The 17,368-nt window shown below is 69.8% G+C and carries 16 protein-coding genes; 15 read left to right on the forward strand and 1 reads right to left on the reverse strand.

Annotated elements, in window-relative coordinates:
- The first annotated feature begins 66 nt into the window (after positions 1-66).
- The 7 genes from ACRDSQ_RS19310 to ACRDSQ_RS19340 all read left to right on the forward strand — a co-directional run bounded on the left by ACRDSQ_RS19310 (position 67) and on the right by ACRDSQ_RS19340 (position 3,364).
- Positions 67-648 (forward strand): type II secretion system F family protein, encoded by a 582-nt coding sequence (locus ACRDSQ_RS19310; RefSeq protein WP_431422980.1) that lies wholly within the window; start codon positions 67-69, stop codon positions 646-648.
- Positions 645-791: a hypothetical protein gene (locus ACRDSQ_RS19315; RefSeq protein WP_431422981.1), complete on the forward strand. Its 147-nt coding sequence runs from the start codon at positions 645-647 to the stop codon at positions 789-791. The genes ACRDSQ_RS19310 and ACRDSQ_RS19315 overlap by 4 nt, the downstream gene beginning before the upstream one ends.
- Before the next feature lie 259 nt (positions 792-1,050).
- Complete coding sequence (locus ACRDSQ_RS19320; RefSeq protein ID WP_431422982.1) at positions 1,051-1,503, forward strand: type II secretion system F family protein; 453 nt, start codon at positions 1,051-1,053, stop codon at positions 1,501-1,503.
- 12 nt (positions 1,504-1,515) lie between these two features.
- Positions 1,516-1,695, forward strand: coding sequence for a DUF4244 domain-containing protein (locus ACRDSQ_RS19325; protein ID WP_431422983.1), 180 nt, complete (start codon positions 1,516-1,518; stop codon positions 1,693-1,695).
- Positions 1,692-2,021 carry a TadE family type IV pilus minor pilin gene (locus tag ACRDSQ_RS19330; RefSeq protein ID WP_431422984.1) on the forward strand — a complete coding sequence of 110 codons (330 nt, stop codon included), beginning with the start codon at positions 1,692-1,694 and terminating at the stop codon, positions 2,019-2,021. The genes ACRDSQ_RS19325 and ACRDSQ_RS19330 overlap by 4 nt, the downstream gene beginning before the upstream one ends.
- 20 nt (positions 2,022-2,041) lie before the next feature.
- Positions 2,042-2,416 carry an Rv3654c family TadE-like protein gene (locus tag ACRDSQ_RS19335; RefSeq protein WP_431422985.1) on the forward strand — a complete coding sequence of 125 codons (375 nt, stop codon included), beginning with the start codon at positions 2,042-2,044 and terminating at the stop codon, positions 2,414-2,416.
- A gap of 318 nt (positions 2,417-2,734) precedes the next feature.
- On the forward strand, positions 2,735-3,364 hold the full coding sequence (locus tag ACRDSQ_RS19340; RefSeq protein WP_431422986.1) for a bifunctional DNA primase/polymerase: 630 nt from the start codon (positions 2,735-2,737) through the stop codon (positions 3,362-3,364).
- A 789-nt stretch (positions 3,365-4,153) separates the two neighbouring features.
- On the opposite strand, the gene ACRDSQ_RS19345 is transcribed toward ACRDSQ_RS19340, so the two are convergent.
- Entirely contained in the window at positions 4,154-6,463 is a 2,310-nt protein-coding gene (locus ACRDSQ_RS19345) for a DEAD/DEAH box helicase (RefSeq protein ID WP_431422987.1), read from the reverse strand.
- A 259-nt stretch (positions 6,464-6,722) separates the two neighbouring features.
- Here ACRDSQ_RS19345 and ACRDSQ_RS19350 point away from each other — a divergent pair, with 259 nt between their 5' ends.
- From ACRDSQ_RS19350 to ACRDSQ_RS19385, 8 genes are all read left to right on the forward strand, one after another.
- Positions 6,723-9,014, forward strand: a complete 2,292-nt coding sequence (locus ACRDSQ_RS19350; RefSeq protein WP_431422988.1) for a sodium-translocating pyrophosphatase — start codon at positions 6,723-6,725, stop codon at positions 9,012-9,014.
- Between the two features lie 130 nt (positions 9,015-9,144).
- Complete coding sequence (locus ACRDSQ_RS19355; RefSeq protein WP_431422989.1) at positions 9,145-9,756, forward strand: hypothetical protein; 612 nt, start codon at positions 9,145-9,147, stop codon at positions 9,754-9,756.
- Positions 9,757-9,818: 62 nt separating this feature from the next.
- Positions 9,819-10,034, forward strand: coding sequence for a hypothetical protein (locus ACRDSQ_RS19360; RefSeq protein WP_431422990.1), 216 nt, complete (start codon positions 9,819-9,821; stop codon positions 10,032-10,034).
- Positions 10,035-10,106: 72 nt separating this feature from the next.
- On the forward strand, positions 10,107-10,694 hold the full coding sequence (locus ACRDSQ_RS19365; protein ID WP_431422991.1) for a hypothetical protein: 588 nt from the start codon (positions 10,107-10,109) through the stop codon (positions 10,692-10,694).
- A gap of 145 nt (positions 10,695-10,839) precedes the next feature.
- Positions 10,840-13,650, forward strand: a complete 2,811-nt coding sequence (topA, locus tag ACRDSQ_RS19370) for a type I DNA topoisomerase (protein WP_431422992.1) — start codon at positions 10,840-10,842, stop codon at positions 13,648-13,650.
- A 68-nt stretch (positions 13,651-13,718) separates the two neighbouring features.
- Complete coding sequence (locus ACRDSQ_RS19375) at positions 13,719-13,991, forward strand: hypothetical protein (RefSeq protein ID WP_431422993.1); 273 nt, start codon at positions 13,719-13,721, stop codon at positions 13,989-13,991.
- 164 nt (positions 13,992-14,155) lie between these two features.
- On the forward strand, positions 14,156-16,144 hold the full coding sequence (locus tag ACRDSQ_RS19380; RefSeq protein WP_431423016.1) for a bifunctional MFS transporter/dTMP kinase: 1,989 nt from the start codon (positions 14,156-14,158) through the stop codon (positions 16,142-16,144).
- Positions 16,144-17,340, forward strand: a complete 1,197-nt coding sequence (locus ACRDSQ_RS19385; protein WP_431422994.1) for a DNA polymerase III subunit delta' — start codon at positions 16,144-16,146, stop codon at positions 17,338-17,340. The genes ACRDSQ_RS19380 and ACRDSQ_RS19385 overlap by 1 nt, the downstream gene beginning before the upstream one ends.
- The last annotated feature ends 28 nt before the right edge of the window (positions 17,341-17,368 follow it).

Here is a 17,368-nt window from a genome sequence, read left to right on the forward strand (position 1 = left end):
GCAGCGGTGGCTGGGGCTCTGGTCTTCGCCGCAGTGGTTGGTCCCGGAGGTGGCATCGCGGCCGCGATGGTCGCTTTGACCGTGCGGCACCAGATTCAGGGCCGCCGACGACTCCGGTCCCGTCTCGCCGCCACGGCAGGGCTGGCCGAAGCAATCCGCTCGCTTGTCGCCGAGTTGCGGGCGGGTGCCCACCCAGCCGACGCGGCCGAAGGCGCGGCACGCGACGCGGACCCCGCCGTTGCGGCGACACTGCGGTCTGCGGCAGCGGCCGTGCGCCTCGGCGGCGATATCGACGCCGCGTTCAGTGCGGCCGGGCCTGAGGCCGCGGTCGCAAGGGCATGGCGGCTTGCCACTCGGCACGGTTTGGCGCTCGCGGACGTCCTGGACGCGGTCCGCGCGGAACTTGATCACCAGGTCGGCTTCGCGAGACACGTCATGGCCCGGATGGCGGGCCCCAGGGCCGGCGCCATGGTCCTCGCGGGACTGCCGGTCATCGGCCTCCTACTGGGCCAGGCGATGGGCGCTGCCCCGCTCGCGGTGCTCACCAACTCGTCCGGCGGCCAAGTCCTGCTCGTCGTCGGGGTGGCGCTGGAGTGCGCGGGAGTCATGTGGTCGGCGCGTTTGACCAGCCGGGTGGTGGCGCCATGACCGAGTACCGATCGCTCATCGCCACCGCCACCGCCACCACGATCGTCGCCGTCGGTTTGTCACGCACCCGGTCGACGGCACTTCGACTGGCCCGGGTGGATGTGTCGTCGGTGTGGTCAGCCTGTCGGGTGGTGGCCGTATGACCGGGATCTTGCTGTTCGCGGTCGCGGGGCCAATCGGTGTGCCCGGTCGATCCGCGATTCTTCGGGTCGATGGCCCCTCGTCGTGTTCGTGGCCGGCCTCCCGGGTGGTCGCTATATGACCCCTTTCCTTCTGCTTGCCGCAGCGGTGTTGGTCGGTATTCCACATAGGTTCGCGGCATCACGGCTCAGTCAGCTATTCGGCCTCCCGACCGCGAACGCCCCCGGTACTCGGCGGGTCGCGCGAAGGTCGTTTAGGCGGGTGCGGGCGGCCGACCACGGGGCGCATGCGGCTACTTGGGACTTGCTCGCCGGCTGTCTGTCGTCGGGGATGGCGGTTCCGGCGGCGATCCGGGCGGTTGCCGTCGACTTGCCGGAACTGACCGGGCAGGTCCTGCGGGACACCGCCGACCTCCTTGCCCTCGGCGGCGACCCCGTCGAGGCGTGGTCGCTCGCGCTGGAGTGTCCGGCGACGGCGGGGCTCGCGCGGGGTGCCCGTCGGACGGCGCGGTCGGGGGCGGCGCTCGCCGGTGTCGCCAGGGCCCTTGCCGCCGATGCTCGCGCGCGGACCGGTGAGGCCGCTGAGGCGCGAGCACAACGGGCGGCCGTGTTGATCAGTGGGCCGCTCGCGCTTTGTTTTCTTCCCGCCTTCCTGTGCCTGGGCGTTGTGCCGATCGTGCTCGGGCTGGCGGGTGTCCTGTCGAACCACCTTTGAACGGAGATCCACATGACCCACTTCTTGCGCCGCCTCCGCCGGTCGGACGACGGCATGAGCACCGTCGAATACGCGATCGGGACCATCGCCGCCGCCGCGTTCGCCGGGATTCTCTTGGCCGTCGTCAACAGCGACGCGGTCATGAGCGGGCTCAACGCGCTCATAGCCCGGGCGATGGGAGGTGGCGCGTGAGGTCCGACCGCGGAGCGGTGACGGTCGAGGCCGCGATCGTCATGTCGGCGCTGATGGTGGTCCTCACGCTGGTTGTCGGCGCGTTGCTGGCCGTCACCGACCACATGCGATGCATCGACGCCGCTCGGGAGGCCGCTCGGCTGGCCGCGCGCGGTGAGCCGGACCGAGGGCGAACGGTCGCGGCAGGTCTCGCGCCTCGTGGGGCCGACATCTTGATCCGCCGGGAAGGCGACGCGATTTTCGTCGAGGTTCGCGCCGAATCCTCTGCCGGTTTCCGCTTACGGGCTGACGCGCACGTGATCGCGGAGCCTGGGAGCGACCCGTGAGATGGAGCCTGGGACGAACCATGGGATCAGGTGACGAAGGTTTCGCGACCGTCTGGGCCGCGGGTGTGATCGCGATGATGTTGGTGCTCGGCGGCCTGGTCGCGGGGGTAGGCGCCGCCCTGGTGACCAGGCACCGGGCCGAGGCGGCTGCCGACCTGGCCGCGCTGTCGGGTGCCACGCACGCGGTGTCCGGTGAGGACGCCGCGTGTGCCCGAGCTCGGTGGGTGGCCGACCGGATGGGTGTCGACCTGGTCGGCTGTCGGCTGAGCGGTTGGGACGTGTCCGTGCATGTTGCCGCCCGGCCGCCGAGCTTCGTCGAGGCGTTCGGTCCGGCTGAATCCGCCGCACGGGCGGGGCCGGTCGGCAACGGTCAAACGGTCGGCCTCGCACGGTGAACGGCATCACAGCCAGTGGCTGGCCGGCAGCTTCCCGCAGCGGATGATCATTGTGTTGATCTTCATTTCCGCAGGTCGGCGAGCTGGTCGCGCGGGGTGACGAAGAGGTCACCGCGGCCTGGAAGGACTCCGCCTGCGCCCGCCCGTCGTCGACGATGACCGGTTGGCGGAGCTTCACCCGCCATTCCGCCGCCGTTTCGCTCACCTCGTCAAAGCGACCAGTTGTCGACTGCAAGTTACGTATCGCACGTCGAATGTCGTCTAGTAGTCATAGGCCGCCGAGCGCGGCGCCCGCACCGCGAGGAGGCACTGCCCGAGATGTTGGAAACCGATAGGTCGGAGAGCTGGCGGAGAGCGTTCCGCGTCGAACTGCGAGCGGAGGCGATCGGCCTCGCGTTCCGCGGTTGGCCCGTTCTGCCGGGCACCTATCCGGCAGGCGAGCACTGGGCCGGCCGCGAAGGCGTCGAGGACTCCGGCCCCGTGCCTGTCCACCGCGACTGGCAGGAACGCATCGGCACCAAGGCCGAGCAGGTCGCCACCTGGTGGACCGGCCGTCCCTACAGCCTGCTTCTGGCCACCGGCAAGGTTTACGACGCGATCGAGGTCGACGACGACCTCGGCAGGCGTACGGCGGGCGTGCTCCGCTCGGTCGGCATGCCGGTGCCGATCATCGCGACGCCCGACCGACGCTGGTTCTTCCTGACCCAGTCCGGCGCGCGGCTCAACCACGAACTCGCGGCGGCCCCGACCATCACCCTGCACGCGCACGGCAGCTGGATCACGTTGCCGCCCAGCCCTTTCCAGCATGGTGTCGTCCACTGGCGAGTCAAGCCTGAGGTGTGCGGCTGGGAGATCCCGACCTCGCGCACCGTTCAGGACGCACTGCTCGACGCTTTGCAGGAACCCACCCGCGATCGACTGGTCACCCAGCTCATCGGGGCGGACTAGTCCACCTGACCACTGTGGCCAGTTCACGCTCGACATTCCCGCGAGCGGTGAAGGCCACCCGCCAATGCCGGTCCAACGCGCCACACGCCACCTCCCGCCCTCGGCGGGCGCGACGGACAGGCAGCCAGCCGAGCAACACCTGGAGGCGACGGCCTCCCGCACGGCCCACGGAACAACAGACCAGCGGCACCAGCCGCACTCGGCGACACCCCGCCCGGGACGAACCGCCTGCCCGACACCGACCGCCTCCCAGGTGTCCCAGCGCAGAGCGAGTACTCCCCGCCGATGGTCTTGGCACCCCGAGGGCCCTGCGGTAGCAGGCCAGTCGCACGCTCGGCGGCACAGCAGTGCGCCGGGGTTGCGCGTCGGTGTCCCTACCGACGCCCCCGGCGCCTGCCGCGTTTCGGCCAGGTTCACGATTGAGCCGGTAACGGCCGGCCCTTCTCTTGCCAGTCGGATTCACCGCCACGCTGGCCTTCCCGCGGTGCCATAACCGTCTATCGTTCGGCCTTCCAAGTCGGCGGCCAGTCCGGCGCATCGTTGGCTGGCCCTTCAGCCACCGAACGGCTCTCTCTTGCGCTAGCCAGGTTCACGTAGATCAGCAGGAGTGGGATCGCGCCCGCCGAGTGCCGGACCAGGATGGGTGGGGACCGCGGGGTGAGGACTTCGGTGAGCGCGGGGGACCGAGCTTGGAACTCGAAGTTGCTGTGAGGACTGCCGTGGGGGATCGCGGTGGGGCTGTAGCGGGCGCTTGCCGAGGTGCTGTGGCCGACGCTGCCTGCGTAGGCGTCAGGGTTTCAACACCCGCAGGACCGTGGACAGCACCGAGACGGCGCCCGCCTTGTCCAGCGGCTCGTTCCCGTTGCCGCACTTCGGTGATTGCACGCACGACGGGCACCCGGTGGGGCACTCGCAGCCGCTGATCGCCTGGCGGGTCGCGGTGAGCCACGGCACCAGGGCCGCGTGCCCGCGGTCGGCGAAACCCGCGCCGCCGGGGTGTCCGTCGTGCACGAAGACCGTGGGTTTGCCGGTGTCCGGGTGCAGCGCGGTCGACACACCGCCGATGTCCCAGCGGTCACAGGTGGCGAACAGCGGCAGCAGGCCGATCGCGGCGTGCTCGGCCGCGTGCAGAGCCCCCGGAACCGTCGCCGGGGCAACGCAGCCGAGCAGGTCTTCGCTGATCGTGTACCAGACCGAGCGGGTCGTCAGGGTGTGCTCAGGCAAGTCGAGCGGCACCTGGTCCATGACCTCACCGGACGGCAGTCGTCGCAGGTAGCCGACGACCTGCGACGACACGGCGACCTCACCGAGGCACACCGTCACCTCTCCCATGCCCGCCCGGTGCACCACCCGGGACTGCGTGCCCAGAACCGAGATGTCGACGATCTCGCGTGCCTGCGTCGACCACTCCGGGTTCTCCGCGTGCACCATCGCGAGCCCGGACTCCAAGTCGAGATCGTCCACCACATAGGACGCCCCCTGGTGCAGGTACACCGCCCCCGGATGGACCGACGTGCACGCGCTGCCCGGGCTCACCGTCCCGAGCATCCGCCCCGAGTCCGACTCCACCACCGCGATCTGCTCGCCACCCGACCCGCGGATGTCGACGTCGCCGTGCGGCCGGTCCCGCGCCGTCCAATACCAACCCGCCGGGCGTTTGCGTAGGACTCCGTCTTCAACCAAACCGTCGAGGACCGTCCGCGCACCCGGGCCGAACGTGGGCAGGCATTCGGCGGTCAGCGGCAGTTCGGCGGCGGCGCAGGCGAGTTGGGGCGCGAGCACGTACGGGTTGCCCGGGTCGGTGACCGTGGCCTCGATCGGCTTGTCGAGAATCGCCGACGGGTTGTGCACCAGGTAGGTGTCCAGCGGGTCGTCGCGGGCCACGAACACGACCAGCGACCCGTCGCCCGCCCGGCCCGCGCGGCCCGCCTGCTGCCAGAAGGACGCCACAGTGCCGGGGAATCCCGCGACCACCACGGCGTCGAGCCCGGCGATGTCCACGCCGAGTTCGAGCGCGTTCGTGCTTGCCACGCCTAGGAGATCGCCGCAGGCCAAGGCTTTCTCCAGGGCCCGCCGCTCCTCCGGCAGGTACCCGGAGCGGTAGGCCGCGACCCGCTCGGCCAGCTCAGGGTCCACTTCGGACAGAGCGCGGCGAGCGCTCAGCGCGGTGATTTCGGCACCCCGGCGGGAGCGGACGAACGCCAGCGTGCGGGCGCCCTCGATCACCAGGTCGGTGAGGATCCGGGCGGTCTCGGCACCCGCCGAGCGGCGGACCGGGGCGCCGTTCTCGCCGGCCAAGTCCGCCAACAGCGGCGGCTCCCACAGGGCCATGGTCCGGGCGCCGCGTGGGGAGTGGTCGTCGGTGACCGCCACACAGTCCACTCCGGACAGACGGGTGGCGGACGCGCCCGGGTCGGCGACGGTGGCCGAGGCCAGGATGAACACCGGGTCGGAACCGTACTTGCGGGCGACTCTGGCCAGCCTCCGCAACAGCAGGGCCACATGGGAGCCGAAGACGCCCCGGTAGGTGTGGCACTCGTCGACCACCACGTATCGCAGCTGTCGGAAGAAGGTCGCCCAGCGGCCGTGCGCGGGGAGCACGCCGCGGTGGAGCATGTCCGGGTTGGTGAACAGCCACCGCCCGTGCGCCCGCGCCCAATCGCGCTCGGCCATCGGGGTGTCGCCGTCGTAGGCGCAGGCTCGCAGGTCGTTGAGGTCCAAGGCGCGCAGTGAGCGCAGCTGGTCGGCGCCCAATGCCTTCGTGGGGGACAGGTACAGCGCTGTCGCGCGCGGCTCGTCGACGAGGGTGGAGATCACCGGCAGCTGGTAGGCCAGCGACTTGCCGGACGCGGTCCCGGTCGCGATCACCATGCTGCGGCCGCCGTGCGCATGGTCGGCCGCAGCGACCTGATGGGCCCACGGCTCATGCACACCGCACCGGGCGAACGCCTCCTGGACCCGCGAGGGAGTCCACGACGGCCATGGCACGAAGGTCGCCGCGCGCTCGGGGAGTTCGGCGACATGGGTCAGTGGATCTTCCCCGTCCGGCACCCCGGCGAGGACCCGCTTGAGCAGCACGCCGCCGCGTTCCGAACCCACGGGTCGAGCTTCGCACACGGGTGTGACGTTGTTGCTCGGCAGTCGAAGCAGCGAGAGATGATCACGAGATGTTGGTCACAATAAGCCCAAGTAACGTCACGGACAGTGCACGTTATGGGACGGCTCGCGTCTGTGATCCGGCTTACCAATAGACTCCGCCGTCATCCCACCGATTGTGGTGGTGCACACGTCGAAATCGGAGTCGATGCACGCTCGGGCGGATGTCGGCGCTGAAACAGGCAGATCATCAGGAGGACGGATGTCCGGGCAATCCCTCGCGGCAGACCTGACGCTCACCGGCGGCGACAAAGGTGTTGTCGTCGTGGTCGCCGCGATCGCCCTCGCCGCTCTTGCCGTTGGTTATGTCCTGCTCAAGGAGGTCCTGGCCGCAGGCCAAGGGACCACGAAGATGCAGGACATCGCCAAAGCGGTGCAAGAGGGCGCGGCGGCGTATCTCAAGCGGCAGCGCAACACGCTTCTGGTATTCGGCAGCGCGGTGTTCTTGCTGTTGTTCCTACTTCCCGCGGATAGCGGCGGCGAACGGATAGGCCGGTCCCTGTTCTTCTTGGTGGGCGCGGTGTTCTCGTTCACCATCGGTTATCTCGGCATGTGGCTGGCGACGCAGGCGAACCTGCGCGTCGCGGCCGCGGCGAACGACGAGGGCGGTCGGGAAAAGGCCACCCGCATCGCGTTCCGCACCGGTGGCGCGGTCGGCATGGCGACCGTGGGCCTCGGCCTGTTCGGCGCCGCGATCGTCGTGCTCGTCTACACCGGCGACGCCCCGAAGGTCCTGGAGGGCTTCGGCTTCGGCGCCGCGCTGATCGCGATGTTCATGCGTGTCGGCGGCGGCATCTTCACCAAGGCCGCGGACGTCGGCGCCGACCTCGTCGGCAAGGTCGAGCAGAACATCCCCGAGGACGACCCCCGCAACGCCGCCACCATCGCCGACAACGTCGGCGACAACGTGGGTGACTGCGCCGGTATGGCCGCGGACCTCTTCGAGTCCTACGCGGTGACCCTGGTCGCCGCGCTGATCCTCGGCAGCACCGCGTTCGGTGTGCAGGGCCTGCTCTTCCCGCTGATCGTCCCCGCGCTCGGCGTGATCACCGCGATGCTCGGCGTCTACATCACCAAGGCCCGCGCGGGCGAGAGCGGTCTGACCGCGATCAACCGCTCGTTCTACATCTCGGCGCTCTTCTCGGCGGTCCTCTGCACCGCGGCGGCGTTCATCTACCTGCCGAACTCCTTCGCGGAACTCACGAACGCGCCGACCACGACGACCGAGGCGGGCAGCCCGGCGCTGATCGCGTCCATCGCCGTGATCATCGGCATCGTGCTCGCCGGCGTCATCCTCTGGCTGACCGGCTACTACACGGGCACCGACCACAAGCCGGTCAAGGAGGTCGGCAAGACCTCGCTGACCGGTGCGGCCACCGTCGTGCTGTCGGGTATCTCGGTCGGCTTCGAGTCCGCTGTCTACACCGCGATTGTTATCGGCGCGGCGGTCTACGGCGCCTTCCTACTCTCCGGGTCGATCATCGTCTCGCTCTTCGCGATCGCCCTCGCCGGTTGTGGTCTGCTGACCACCGTCGGCGTCATCGTCGCGATGGACACCTTCGGCCCGGTCTCGGACAACGCCCAGGGCATCGCCGAGATGTCGGGCGACGTCACCCCCGACGGCGCGCAGATCCTCACCGAGCTCGACGCGGTCGGCAACACCACCAAGGCGATCACCAAGGGCATCGCGATCGCCACGGCGGTGCTCGCGGCGACCGCGCTGTTCGGGTCGTACCAGACCGCGATCGTCGAGGCGCTGGCCAAGGCGAACTCGACCTTCGATGTCGACAACTTCATCGTGTTCAGCCCGAACGTGCTGGTCGGCATCCTGATCGGCGCGGCCGTGGTCTTCATGTTCTCCGGTCTCGCGATCAACGCGGTCACCCGTGCGGCGGGCGCCATCGTCTTCGAGGTGCGCCGCCAGTTCCGCGAGATCCCGGGAATCATGGAAGGCACCGGCAAGCCGGAGTACGGCAAGGTCGTCGACATCTGCACCCGCGACTCGCTGCGTGAGCTGGCGACCCCGGGTCTGCTCGCGGTCCTCGCCCCGATCGCCGTCGGCTTCGGCCTCGGTGTCGGCCCGCTCGCGGGCTACCTCGGCGGCGCCATCGCGGCGGGCACGCTGATGGCGGTGTTCCTGGCCAACTCCGGTGGCGCGTGGGACAACGCGAAGAAGCTGGTCGAGGACGGCAACCACGGCGGCAAGGGTTCCGAGGCGCACGCCGCCACGGTCATCGGCGACACCGTTGGCGACCCGTTCAAGGACACCGCCGGTCCCGCGATCAACCCGCTGATCAAGGTGATGAACCTGGTCTCGCTGCTGATCGCGCCCGCCATCGTCACGTTCTCGGTCGGCCCGGACGCCTCCACGGGTCTTCGGGTCACGATCGCGGCAGTGGCCGTGGTGCTGATCGTCGTCGCGGTGGTCGTGTCGAAGCGTCGCGGCACCGCTATCGCGGACACCCCCGCGGAGACCGTGTCCAACGGCGTCTGATTTCGACATGACGGGGCCGGTTCCGCCGAACAGGGCGGAACCGGCCCCGTTCGCGTCGCCGCCCTGCGGGCGTACCGGGGGCGTGCGAGCATCGAGGTCGCACCGGGAGCACCAAGCAAGGAGCAGAACCATGGTTCGTCGTCTCGCCGCAGTCGCCGTGGCCGCCGTGACGCTGTCGTTCGGTCTCGCGGGATGCGGATCGGACTCGCCGAGCACCTCCGGCACGACCACCACGACCACGACCACCACGGCGGCCGCCGCGAACGGGGACGCCGTCGCGTGGGCCGACAAGGTCTGCTCCGCGGTCGCCCCCGAGGTCGAGAAGTTCAAGGACACGCCGACCGGCGACCCGAACAACCTGCAGGCGACCAAGGACGGGTTCGTCACCTACCTCGACGGGATGGCGCAGGCCCTCGACCGGATGGTCTCCGGGATCAGGGACGCGGGCACGCCCCCGGTGGCCGACGGTGACGCCGCCGCCAAGGCCGTGGAGAACTCGCTCGAGACCGCCAAGGCCACGGTCGTCAAGGCGAAGAACAACCTGGCGAAGGTCGACGCGAGCAACCCGCAGGCGTTCCAGGCCGGGATGGCACAGGTCGGCCAGGACCTGCAGGGACTCGCCGACATGGAGGACCCGACCAAGGGCCTGCGCGGCAACAAGGAACTCAACGACGCCTTCGAGAAGTCGGAGAAGTGCAAGGCGCTCAACGAGCCCACCACCAGCGGCGCGCCGACCTCCTGAATTTCACCCTGTAGGTTCGCCAAGCCCGCTCAACCGGCGCGATGCGGATGGCAAGGGCCGAGATGGCTGACGGAAAGGCCGAGCTGGTCGGTATCGGCACCACTGACCCCGCGACGTTCGAGGCTGGGATCACGAAGGTAGGCGAGAAGCTGCAGGCGGCGGTGAAGCTCGACCCCGCGGGGTCGATCAGCCATCTCCCGGAGGCCGTCGATGCGTTCAATACGGCGCCGACTTGCAAGGCGCTCGCGCGGACCCGGATGACGGCGCCGACCTCGTGACGTCATCACCCGAACGTGTTCGGTAACCGAAGTCCTTTACGCTGATCGAACTTCTGTTCTATTCTGGCCGCCGTGGCGCAGCTGTCGTTCTTCTCCGCCGAGGCGACTCAGCCGCGAGTGGCCGATCTCGCGGGGGTGCTGTGCGGGCCGGGTCGGACCGTGGTGTTCGCCAAGGCCACGGCCAAGTTGATCGTTCCGGTCGACGACGTCTGGCGGGCGCGGGCACTGGTCGCCGCGTGCGCTGAGCGCGGGGTCCGCGCGCAGGTCCGGGTCGATGAGCACGCCACGATCGTGTGCACCGCGTTCCGGGTCGACTTGGCGCCGCTAGCCGCCGCCTGGTCCGAGGGGGATGGCAAGGTGGTGCCTGGCGGGTTCACGCCAGATGGCGCTACGTTGCGGATGTGGGTGCTGGCGGCGGGGCGCTGGGACAACAACGGCTATGTCCTGCCGGTCGACCAGGCCGTGCCGGACACCCATGAGCCACTGCGCGAAAGCCTGGCGCGGTGCGGTCTGCCTGCGACGACGCAGGTCGACGGGTCCGGTCTGAAGATCGTCGGACGCAGGCGGCTGGCTCGGCTCCGTGAGCTGGTCGGGCCGCTGGTCGACCCGGGCTGCGGGGGCCAGTGGCCCGATGTTTCCCGGATGCGCGTCGTGTCCTGAGCGTGCTACAGGTGGTACAGGTTCATACTCGTTCGGCCTATCCAGGCGGGCACGGAGAGCCCCTGAAATAGGGCATCGGCTGTGCGGCGTGCACACTGACTGGCTGACACGGGGCTCAATACGGCTTCATAGAGAGCGGGAAAGCGTGGCTGGCTCGACAGGGACGAAGAAGAACGGTGGTGGCACCGACGGCGCTCAGCCTCGTCGGCTGGTGATCGTCGAGTCGCCCGCCAAGGCGCGCAAGATCGCGTCCTACCTTGGCCGGAACTTTGTCGTCGAGTCGTCCCGCGGCCACATCCGTGACCTCCCGCGCAAGGCCGCGGAGGTCCCGGAGAAGTACAAGGGCGAGTCTTGGTCGAACCTCGGGGTCAACGTCGACCAGGGCTTCGAGCCCATCTACATCGTCACCCCGGACAAGAAGGCCACGGTCACCGAGCTCAAGGGCCTGCTCAAGGACGTCGACGAGCTCTACCTCGCGACAGACGGTGACCGCGAGGGCGAAGCCATCGCGTGGCATCTGCTCGAAGCGCTCAAGCCCAAGGTGCCGGTGCGCCGGATGGTCTTCCACGAGATCACCGAGCCCGCTATCCGCGCCGCCGCGGAGAACACCCGTGAGCTCGACCGCGACCTCGTCGACGCCCAGGAGACCCGCCGCATCCTCGACCGCCTCTACGGCTACGAGGTCAGCCCGGTCCTGTGGAAGAAGGTCATGCCGCGCCTGTCGGCGGGCCGCGTGCAGTCCGTGGCGACCCGCATCGTCGTGCAGCGCGAGCGCGAGCGCATGGCGTTCGTCGCCGCCACCTACTGGGACATCTCCGCGACAATGGCAATCGACACAGCCGCGGGCCGCTCTGATGGGGTGGCCGAGCCGCCCACGTTCGGCTCGCGGCTGCTGTCGGTCGACGGAACGCGCCTGGCCACCGGCCGCGACTTCGGCCAGGACGGCCGGCTCAAGGCGGGCACCGACGTGCTGCTGCTGGAGGAGGCCGAGGCCCGTCGCCTCACCGAGAGCCTGGTGGGCGCCGCGCTCACCGTCTCCAGCGTCGAAGAGAAGCCCTACACCCGCAAGCCCTACGCGCCCTTCATGACCTCGACGCTGCAGCAGGAGGCGGGCCGCAAGCTCCGCTTCTCCTCCGAGCGGACGATGCGCGCGGCCCAGCGGCTGTACGAAAACGGTTACATCACCTACATGCGTACCGACTCCACCACGCTCTCGGAGACGGCCATCGCCGCGGCCCGCCAGCAGGCCACCGACCTCTACGGCGCCCAGTTCGTCTCGCCGCAGCCCCGGCAGTACACCCGCAAGGTCAAGAACGCCCAGGAGGCGCACGAGGCCATCCGACCGGCCGGTGAGGTGTTCCGCACGCCCGGCCAGGTCGCGGGTGAGCTGGAGACCGACGAGTTCCGCGTGTACGAGATGATCTGGCAGCGCACCATCGCCTCCCAGATGGCCGACGTGCGCGGCACGACGATGACCGTGCGCATCAGCGGCGCCGCCGCGAGCGGCGAGCAGTGTGTCTTCTCCTCCTCGGGCCGCACGATCACCTTCTCCGGCTTCCTGCGCGCCTACGTCGAGGCCGTCGACACCGAGACCGGCGGCGAGGCCGACGACGCTGAGCGCAGGCTTCCGCTGCTGGTCAAGGGTCAGTCGGTCACCGCGGCCGACCTGTCCGCAGACGGCCACACGACCAGCCCGCCCGCCCGGTACTCCGAGCCCAGCCTGATCAAGGCCCTGGAAGACCTGGGCATCGGCCGACCGTCGACGTACACCTCGATCATCAACACGATCCAGGACCGCGGCTACGTGTGGAAGAAGGGCTCCGCCCTCGTCCCGTCGTGGATCGCGTTCTCCGTGATCGGCCTGCTGGAACGGCACTTCGAGCGGCTCGTCGACTACGACTTCACCGCCGCGATGGAAGACGAGCTCGACCGGATCGCCGTCGGCGAGCAGCAGCGCACCAACTGGCTCACCGGCTTCTACTTCGGCGGCCAGATCGGCCCTGAGGGCTCGGTCGGCCGTTCGGGTGGGCTCAAGAAGCTCGTCGGCTCCGGCGTCGAACACATCGACGCCAAGGAGGTCAACTCCATCCCGGTGTTCACCGACACCGAGAACCGCGCGATCGTGGTCCGCGTCGGCCGCTACGGGCCGTACCTGGAGCGCGAGGTCGACGGCGCGGCGCAGCGGGCGAACGTGCCCGAGGACCTGGCGCCCGACGAGCTGACCCTGGAGCTGGCCGAGAAGCTGTTCTCCACCCCGATGGAGGGCCGCGGCCTCGGCAACGACCCGGTGACCGGGCACGAGATCGTGGCGAAGGAAGGCCGTTTCGGCCCGTACGTCACCGAGGTCCTGCCCGAGGCCGAGGAGCCGCCGCCGCCCGCCGAGGGCGCGAAGAAGACCCGGGCCAAGGCGCCCGCCAAGCCGAAGCCGCGCACGGGCTCGCTGTTCAAGGACATGTCCCTGGACACGATCACCCTCGACGACGCGCTGAAGCTGCTGTCGCTGCCGCGTTTGGTCGGCACCGACCCGGCGGACGGTGCGGAGATCACCGCGCAGAACGGGCGCTACGGGCCGTACCTGAAGAAGGGCACGGACTCGCGCTCGCTGACCACCGAGGACCAGATCTTCACCGTCAGCCTCGAGGACGCGCTCAAGATCTACGCCGAGCCGAAGAAGCGCGGTCGGCAGGCCGCCGCGTCGGCCCCGCCGCTGCGCGAGCTGGGCAACGACCCCGTGTCGGGCAAGCCGATGGTCATCAAGGACGGCCGGTTCGGGCCGTACGTGACCGACGGCGAGACCAACGGGTCGCTGCGCAAGGCGGACAGTGTCGAGACGCTCACCGACGAGCGCGCCGCGGAGTTGCTGGCCGAGAAGCGGGCCAAGGGTCCGGTGACGAAGAAGGCACCCGCTCGGCGTAAGGCGCCCGCGAAGAAGGCTCCGGCGAAATCGAAGTCGTAGCCCTCTGTCGCTCAAACGGGGTGAACGCTTAGCCTGCAAGGGGTAACCCGCCCGAGAGGGGGCCCCGAATGGGTGAATCGTTCCGTGCTGACGACGCGCGCGATCTGGATCCCCCTCGGTTCCGACTCCCGCGCGCCGTCCGGCCGCCTGTCGCCCCGATTGTGCGGCCCGGCCTGATCGAGTATCCGCCGCACCCAGGGTGGCCGTATGAGCGGCGCTCCGGGGTGCGGAGGATCAAGCTGAGCGTGATCCTGGTGATCCTCGCGACCGCCGTCCTGGTCTTCATCGCGTACCAGGTAGTCAGCGGTTTCCTCGGGATGATCAATGGGCTTGTCAACTAGATCACGCAAAGTGAGTCCGATCGGGTCCGGTTTGTGCGAGCCTGTCCCGACATCCCAGCTACGCTGGGCTTGACACTTGGCGTGGAGATGGGGTGGAGGGCATCAGCGGGGGCCCGAACGGACAGCTCAGGACCAAGGAGCAGCCCTCGGGCGCGGAAGCGTCAATGGCGCACCGGGCCCGCAGTGTCCTGGCGATCCGTCCGTTCCGCAGGCTCTGGGGAGTCACCTACCTGTGCAGCGTCGGTGACTGGCTGTCACTGCTCGCTCTCACCGGGTTGGTGGCGTCGCTGACGCACGACTACAAGGCGCAGAGTTTCGCCTTCTCCGGCGTCGTGCTGACCCAGCTGCTGCCCGGCCTGCTGTTCGCCCCCCTGGGCGGCCTGTTCGCCGACCGGTTCGACCGGCGCAAGGTCATGGTCCTGGCCGACATCGCGCGGTGCGGGCTGTTCCTGTCCATCGCGGTCGTCGGCTCGACCGTGTGGCTGTTCATCGGCAACTTCCTGATCGGCTGCTGCGCGCTGCTGTGGATCCCGTCCAAGGACGCCGCGGTCCCCAACCTGCTGCGCAGGCCCGACCAGGTCGAGACGGCCAACCAGCTCGGCATGGTGATGACCTACGGCATCGCCGTGATCAGCGGCGCGGGCCTGTACTCGCTCATCACCGGTATCAGCACCAACCTCAACCTGCCGTTCGGCACGAGCGACCTGGGCATCGCCCGGTTCATCCTGACGATCAACGGCCTGCTCTACCTGACCAGCGCGATCATCGTCGCCACGCGCATCCCGGAGCTGTCGAAGCGGGCCCCGGTGGCGCCCAAGCCGGAGGACAAGGACAAGCCGAAGAAGAGCGGCTTCGTGGCCATGGTCAAGGACGCGGGCCACTTCGTGCGGACCACGCCGATCGTGCGCGGCCTGCTCGTCGGCATGATCGGCGCCTTCGCCGCGGCCGGCGCCCTCGTCGGCTCCGCCCAGCTCTACGCCAGCAGCCTGCGCGGTGGCCAGTCGGCGTTCGGTCTGCTGTTCGTCGCCCTATTCATCGGCCTCGCCACCGGCATGACCGGGTCGCCGAAGCTCGCCCGCAGGTTGCCGCACAACCGCCTGTTCGGCATCGCCATCGTGGTCGCGGGGCTGGCGCTGATCCTTGTGTCGCTCTCGCCGCACCTGGCCGTCTCGCTGGTCACGGTGTCGGTGCTCGGGGCCAGCGCGGGCGCGGCGTTCCTCACCGGCGTGACCATCATCGGCACCCAGGTCGAAGACGCTATCCGCGGCCGCATCAACGCCATCTACCAGTCGCTGATGAAGATCATTTTGGCCGGTGCGATGGCCGCGACGCCGGTGCTCGTCGGCCTGGTCCGGCCGCACGAGATCAGCATGTTCGGCAAGCAGATGACGGTCGACGGCACCCGGCCCGTCCTGCTCGGCGCGGGCCTGATCGCCGCGCTCGTCGGCATCGTCGCCTATCGGCAGATGGACGACCGCCGGTCCGAGACCATCCTGTCCGACCTGGTGGCCGCCATCCGCGGCAAGCCGCGGCGGTCCACCGGCGTGCTCATCGCCGTCGAGGGCGACACGCACCTCGACACGTCGACGCAGGCCCAGCTGCTCGCCGACTGGCTGCGCAGCCCGGGGAGCCAGGAAGTCTTCCTCGCGACCGACCCGGCACTCGACGACGAACGCCTGCACGCCGTGCTCACCGGCGCCTCGCTGTCCAGCGCCCGCGCCCACGCCCTGGTGGCCGCCGCGGTCCGCGCCGACCTGGTCGAACGGGAGATCCGCCCGGCCCTGGAGCGCGGCGCGCTGGTCGTCATGGAGCGTTTTGTCGACAGCCCGCTCGCCCACCTGTCGGTGGCGGCCGGGCTCGACCCGGCGGAGCTGGAGGGCCTCGCCGACTGGGCGACGTCACGGCTGCGGCCCGACATCACGGTCCTGCTCGACCGAGATCCGGGCACCCTCCCGAAGTGGCCGGGCAACACCGAGCATCATTGGCATGTGCAGAGCGTGCTGACCGATATGGCCGCGGCCGACCCCGACCGCTATGTGGTGGTCGACGGCGACGGCACCATGGAAGACGTCGCCGACCGGATCCGCCTGGCGGTGCGGACCACCCTCGCGGGCCGCAGGCTCGGCGACCTCGCGCCGGAGCGGGCTTCCTGATGGGTGGAGTCTGGTCGCAGCTCGTGGGGCAGCCGGACGCCGTCGAGGTCCTCAGCGCGGCCGCCCAGTCGGGCGCCCGGCTTGTCGAGGGCACCGGCTCGGCCGCCGGGATGACCCACGCCTGGCTGTTCACCGGCCCACCCGGCTCCGGTCGCTCCGTCGCCGCGCGCGCGTTCGCCGCCGCGCTGCAATGCACGGCGGGCCAGGAGGTGCTGGGCTGCGGCGAGTGCCAGGGCTGCCACACCGCGCTGGGTGGCACCCACGCCGATGTGCGAATGGTCGTCCCGGAGGGGCTGACGATCTCGGTGAGCGAGATGCGCGCGCTGGTGCAGACCTCGGCCCGCAGGCCGACCGGCGGCCGCTGGCAGGTCGTGATCATCACCGACGCCGACCGGCTCACCGAGGGCGCCGCGAACGCGTTGCTCAAGGCGGTGGAGGAGCCACCGCCGCGCACGGTGGTCCTCCTGTGCGCGCCATCGGACCACCCCGACGACGTCTCGGTGACCATCCGCTCCCGCTGCCGCCGCATCGCCCTGCGAACGCCCGCCGCGGCCGCGATCAGCGAAGTCCTGCGCCTGCGCGACGGCATCGACGCCGACACCGCGAACTGGGCCGCCTCGGTCTGCGGCGGCCACGTCGGCCGCGCCCGCAGACTGGCCACCGACCCGGCGGCCCGCGACCGCCGCGAGAAGGTCCTGAAGATCCCCGTGCAGCTGCGCCGGATGGCCGACGTGTTCGACGCCGCGGGTGAACTCGTGAAGGCCGCGGAAGCCGACGCGACCGAGGTCAGCGAGACCCGCGACGAAGCCGAGAAGGACGCGCTGCGGACCGCGATGGGCCACGGCGGCACCGGCAAGGGCACCGCGTCGGCGTCGCGGGGGAGCGCGGGCGCGATCAAGGAGCTGGAGAAGCGGCAGAAGTCCCGCGCCACCCGGACGAAGCGCGACGTGCTGGATCTCGCTCTGGTGGACCTGGCGGGGTTCTACCGGGATGTCCTGGTAGTCCACGCGGGCTCTGACACGACGTTGAATCACCCGGACCACGCGGACAGCGCGGTCAAGGCCGCCCAGAACTGGTCGCCGGAGTCGGCACTGCGCAGGCTCGAGGCGGTGCTGGGATGCCGGGAGGCGCTGGAGCAGAACGTGAAGCCGCAGATCGCCATCGAGGCGATGGTGGCCGTGCTCTATTCAGGCTGAGCCCCAAACACACACACCCCGCCTGACC

Origin of the sequence: Actinokineospora sp., assembly GCF_050699995.1 — a bacterium.
GTDB lineage: Bacteria > Actinomycetota > Actinomycetes > Mycobacteriales > Pseudonocardiaceae > Actinokineospora.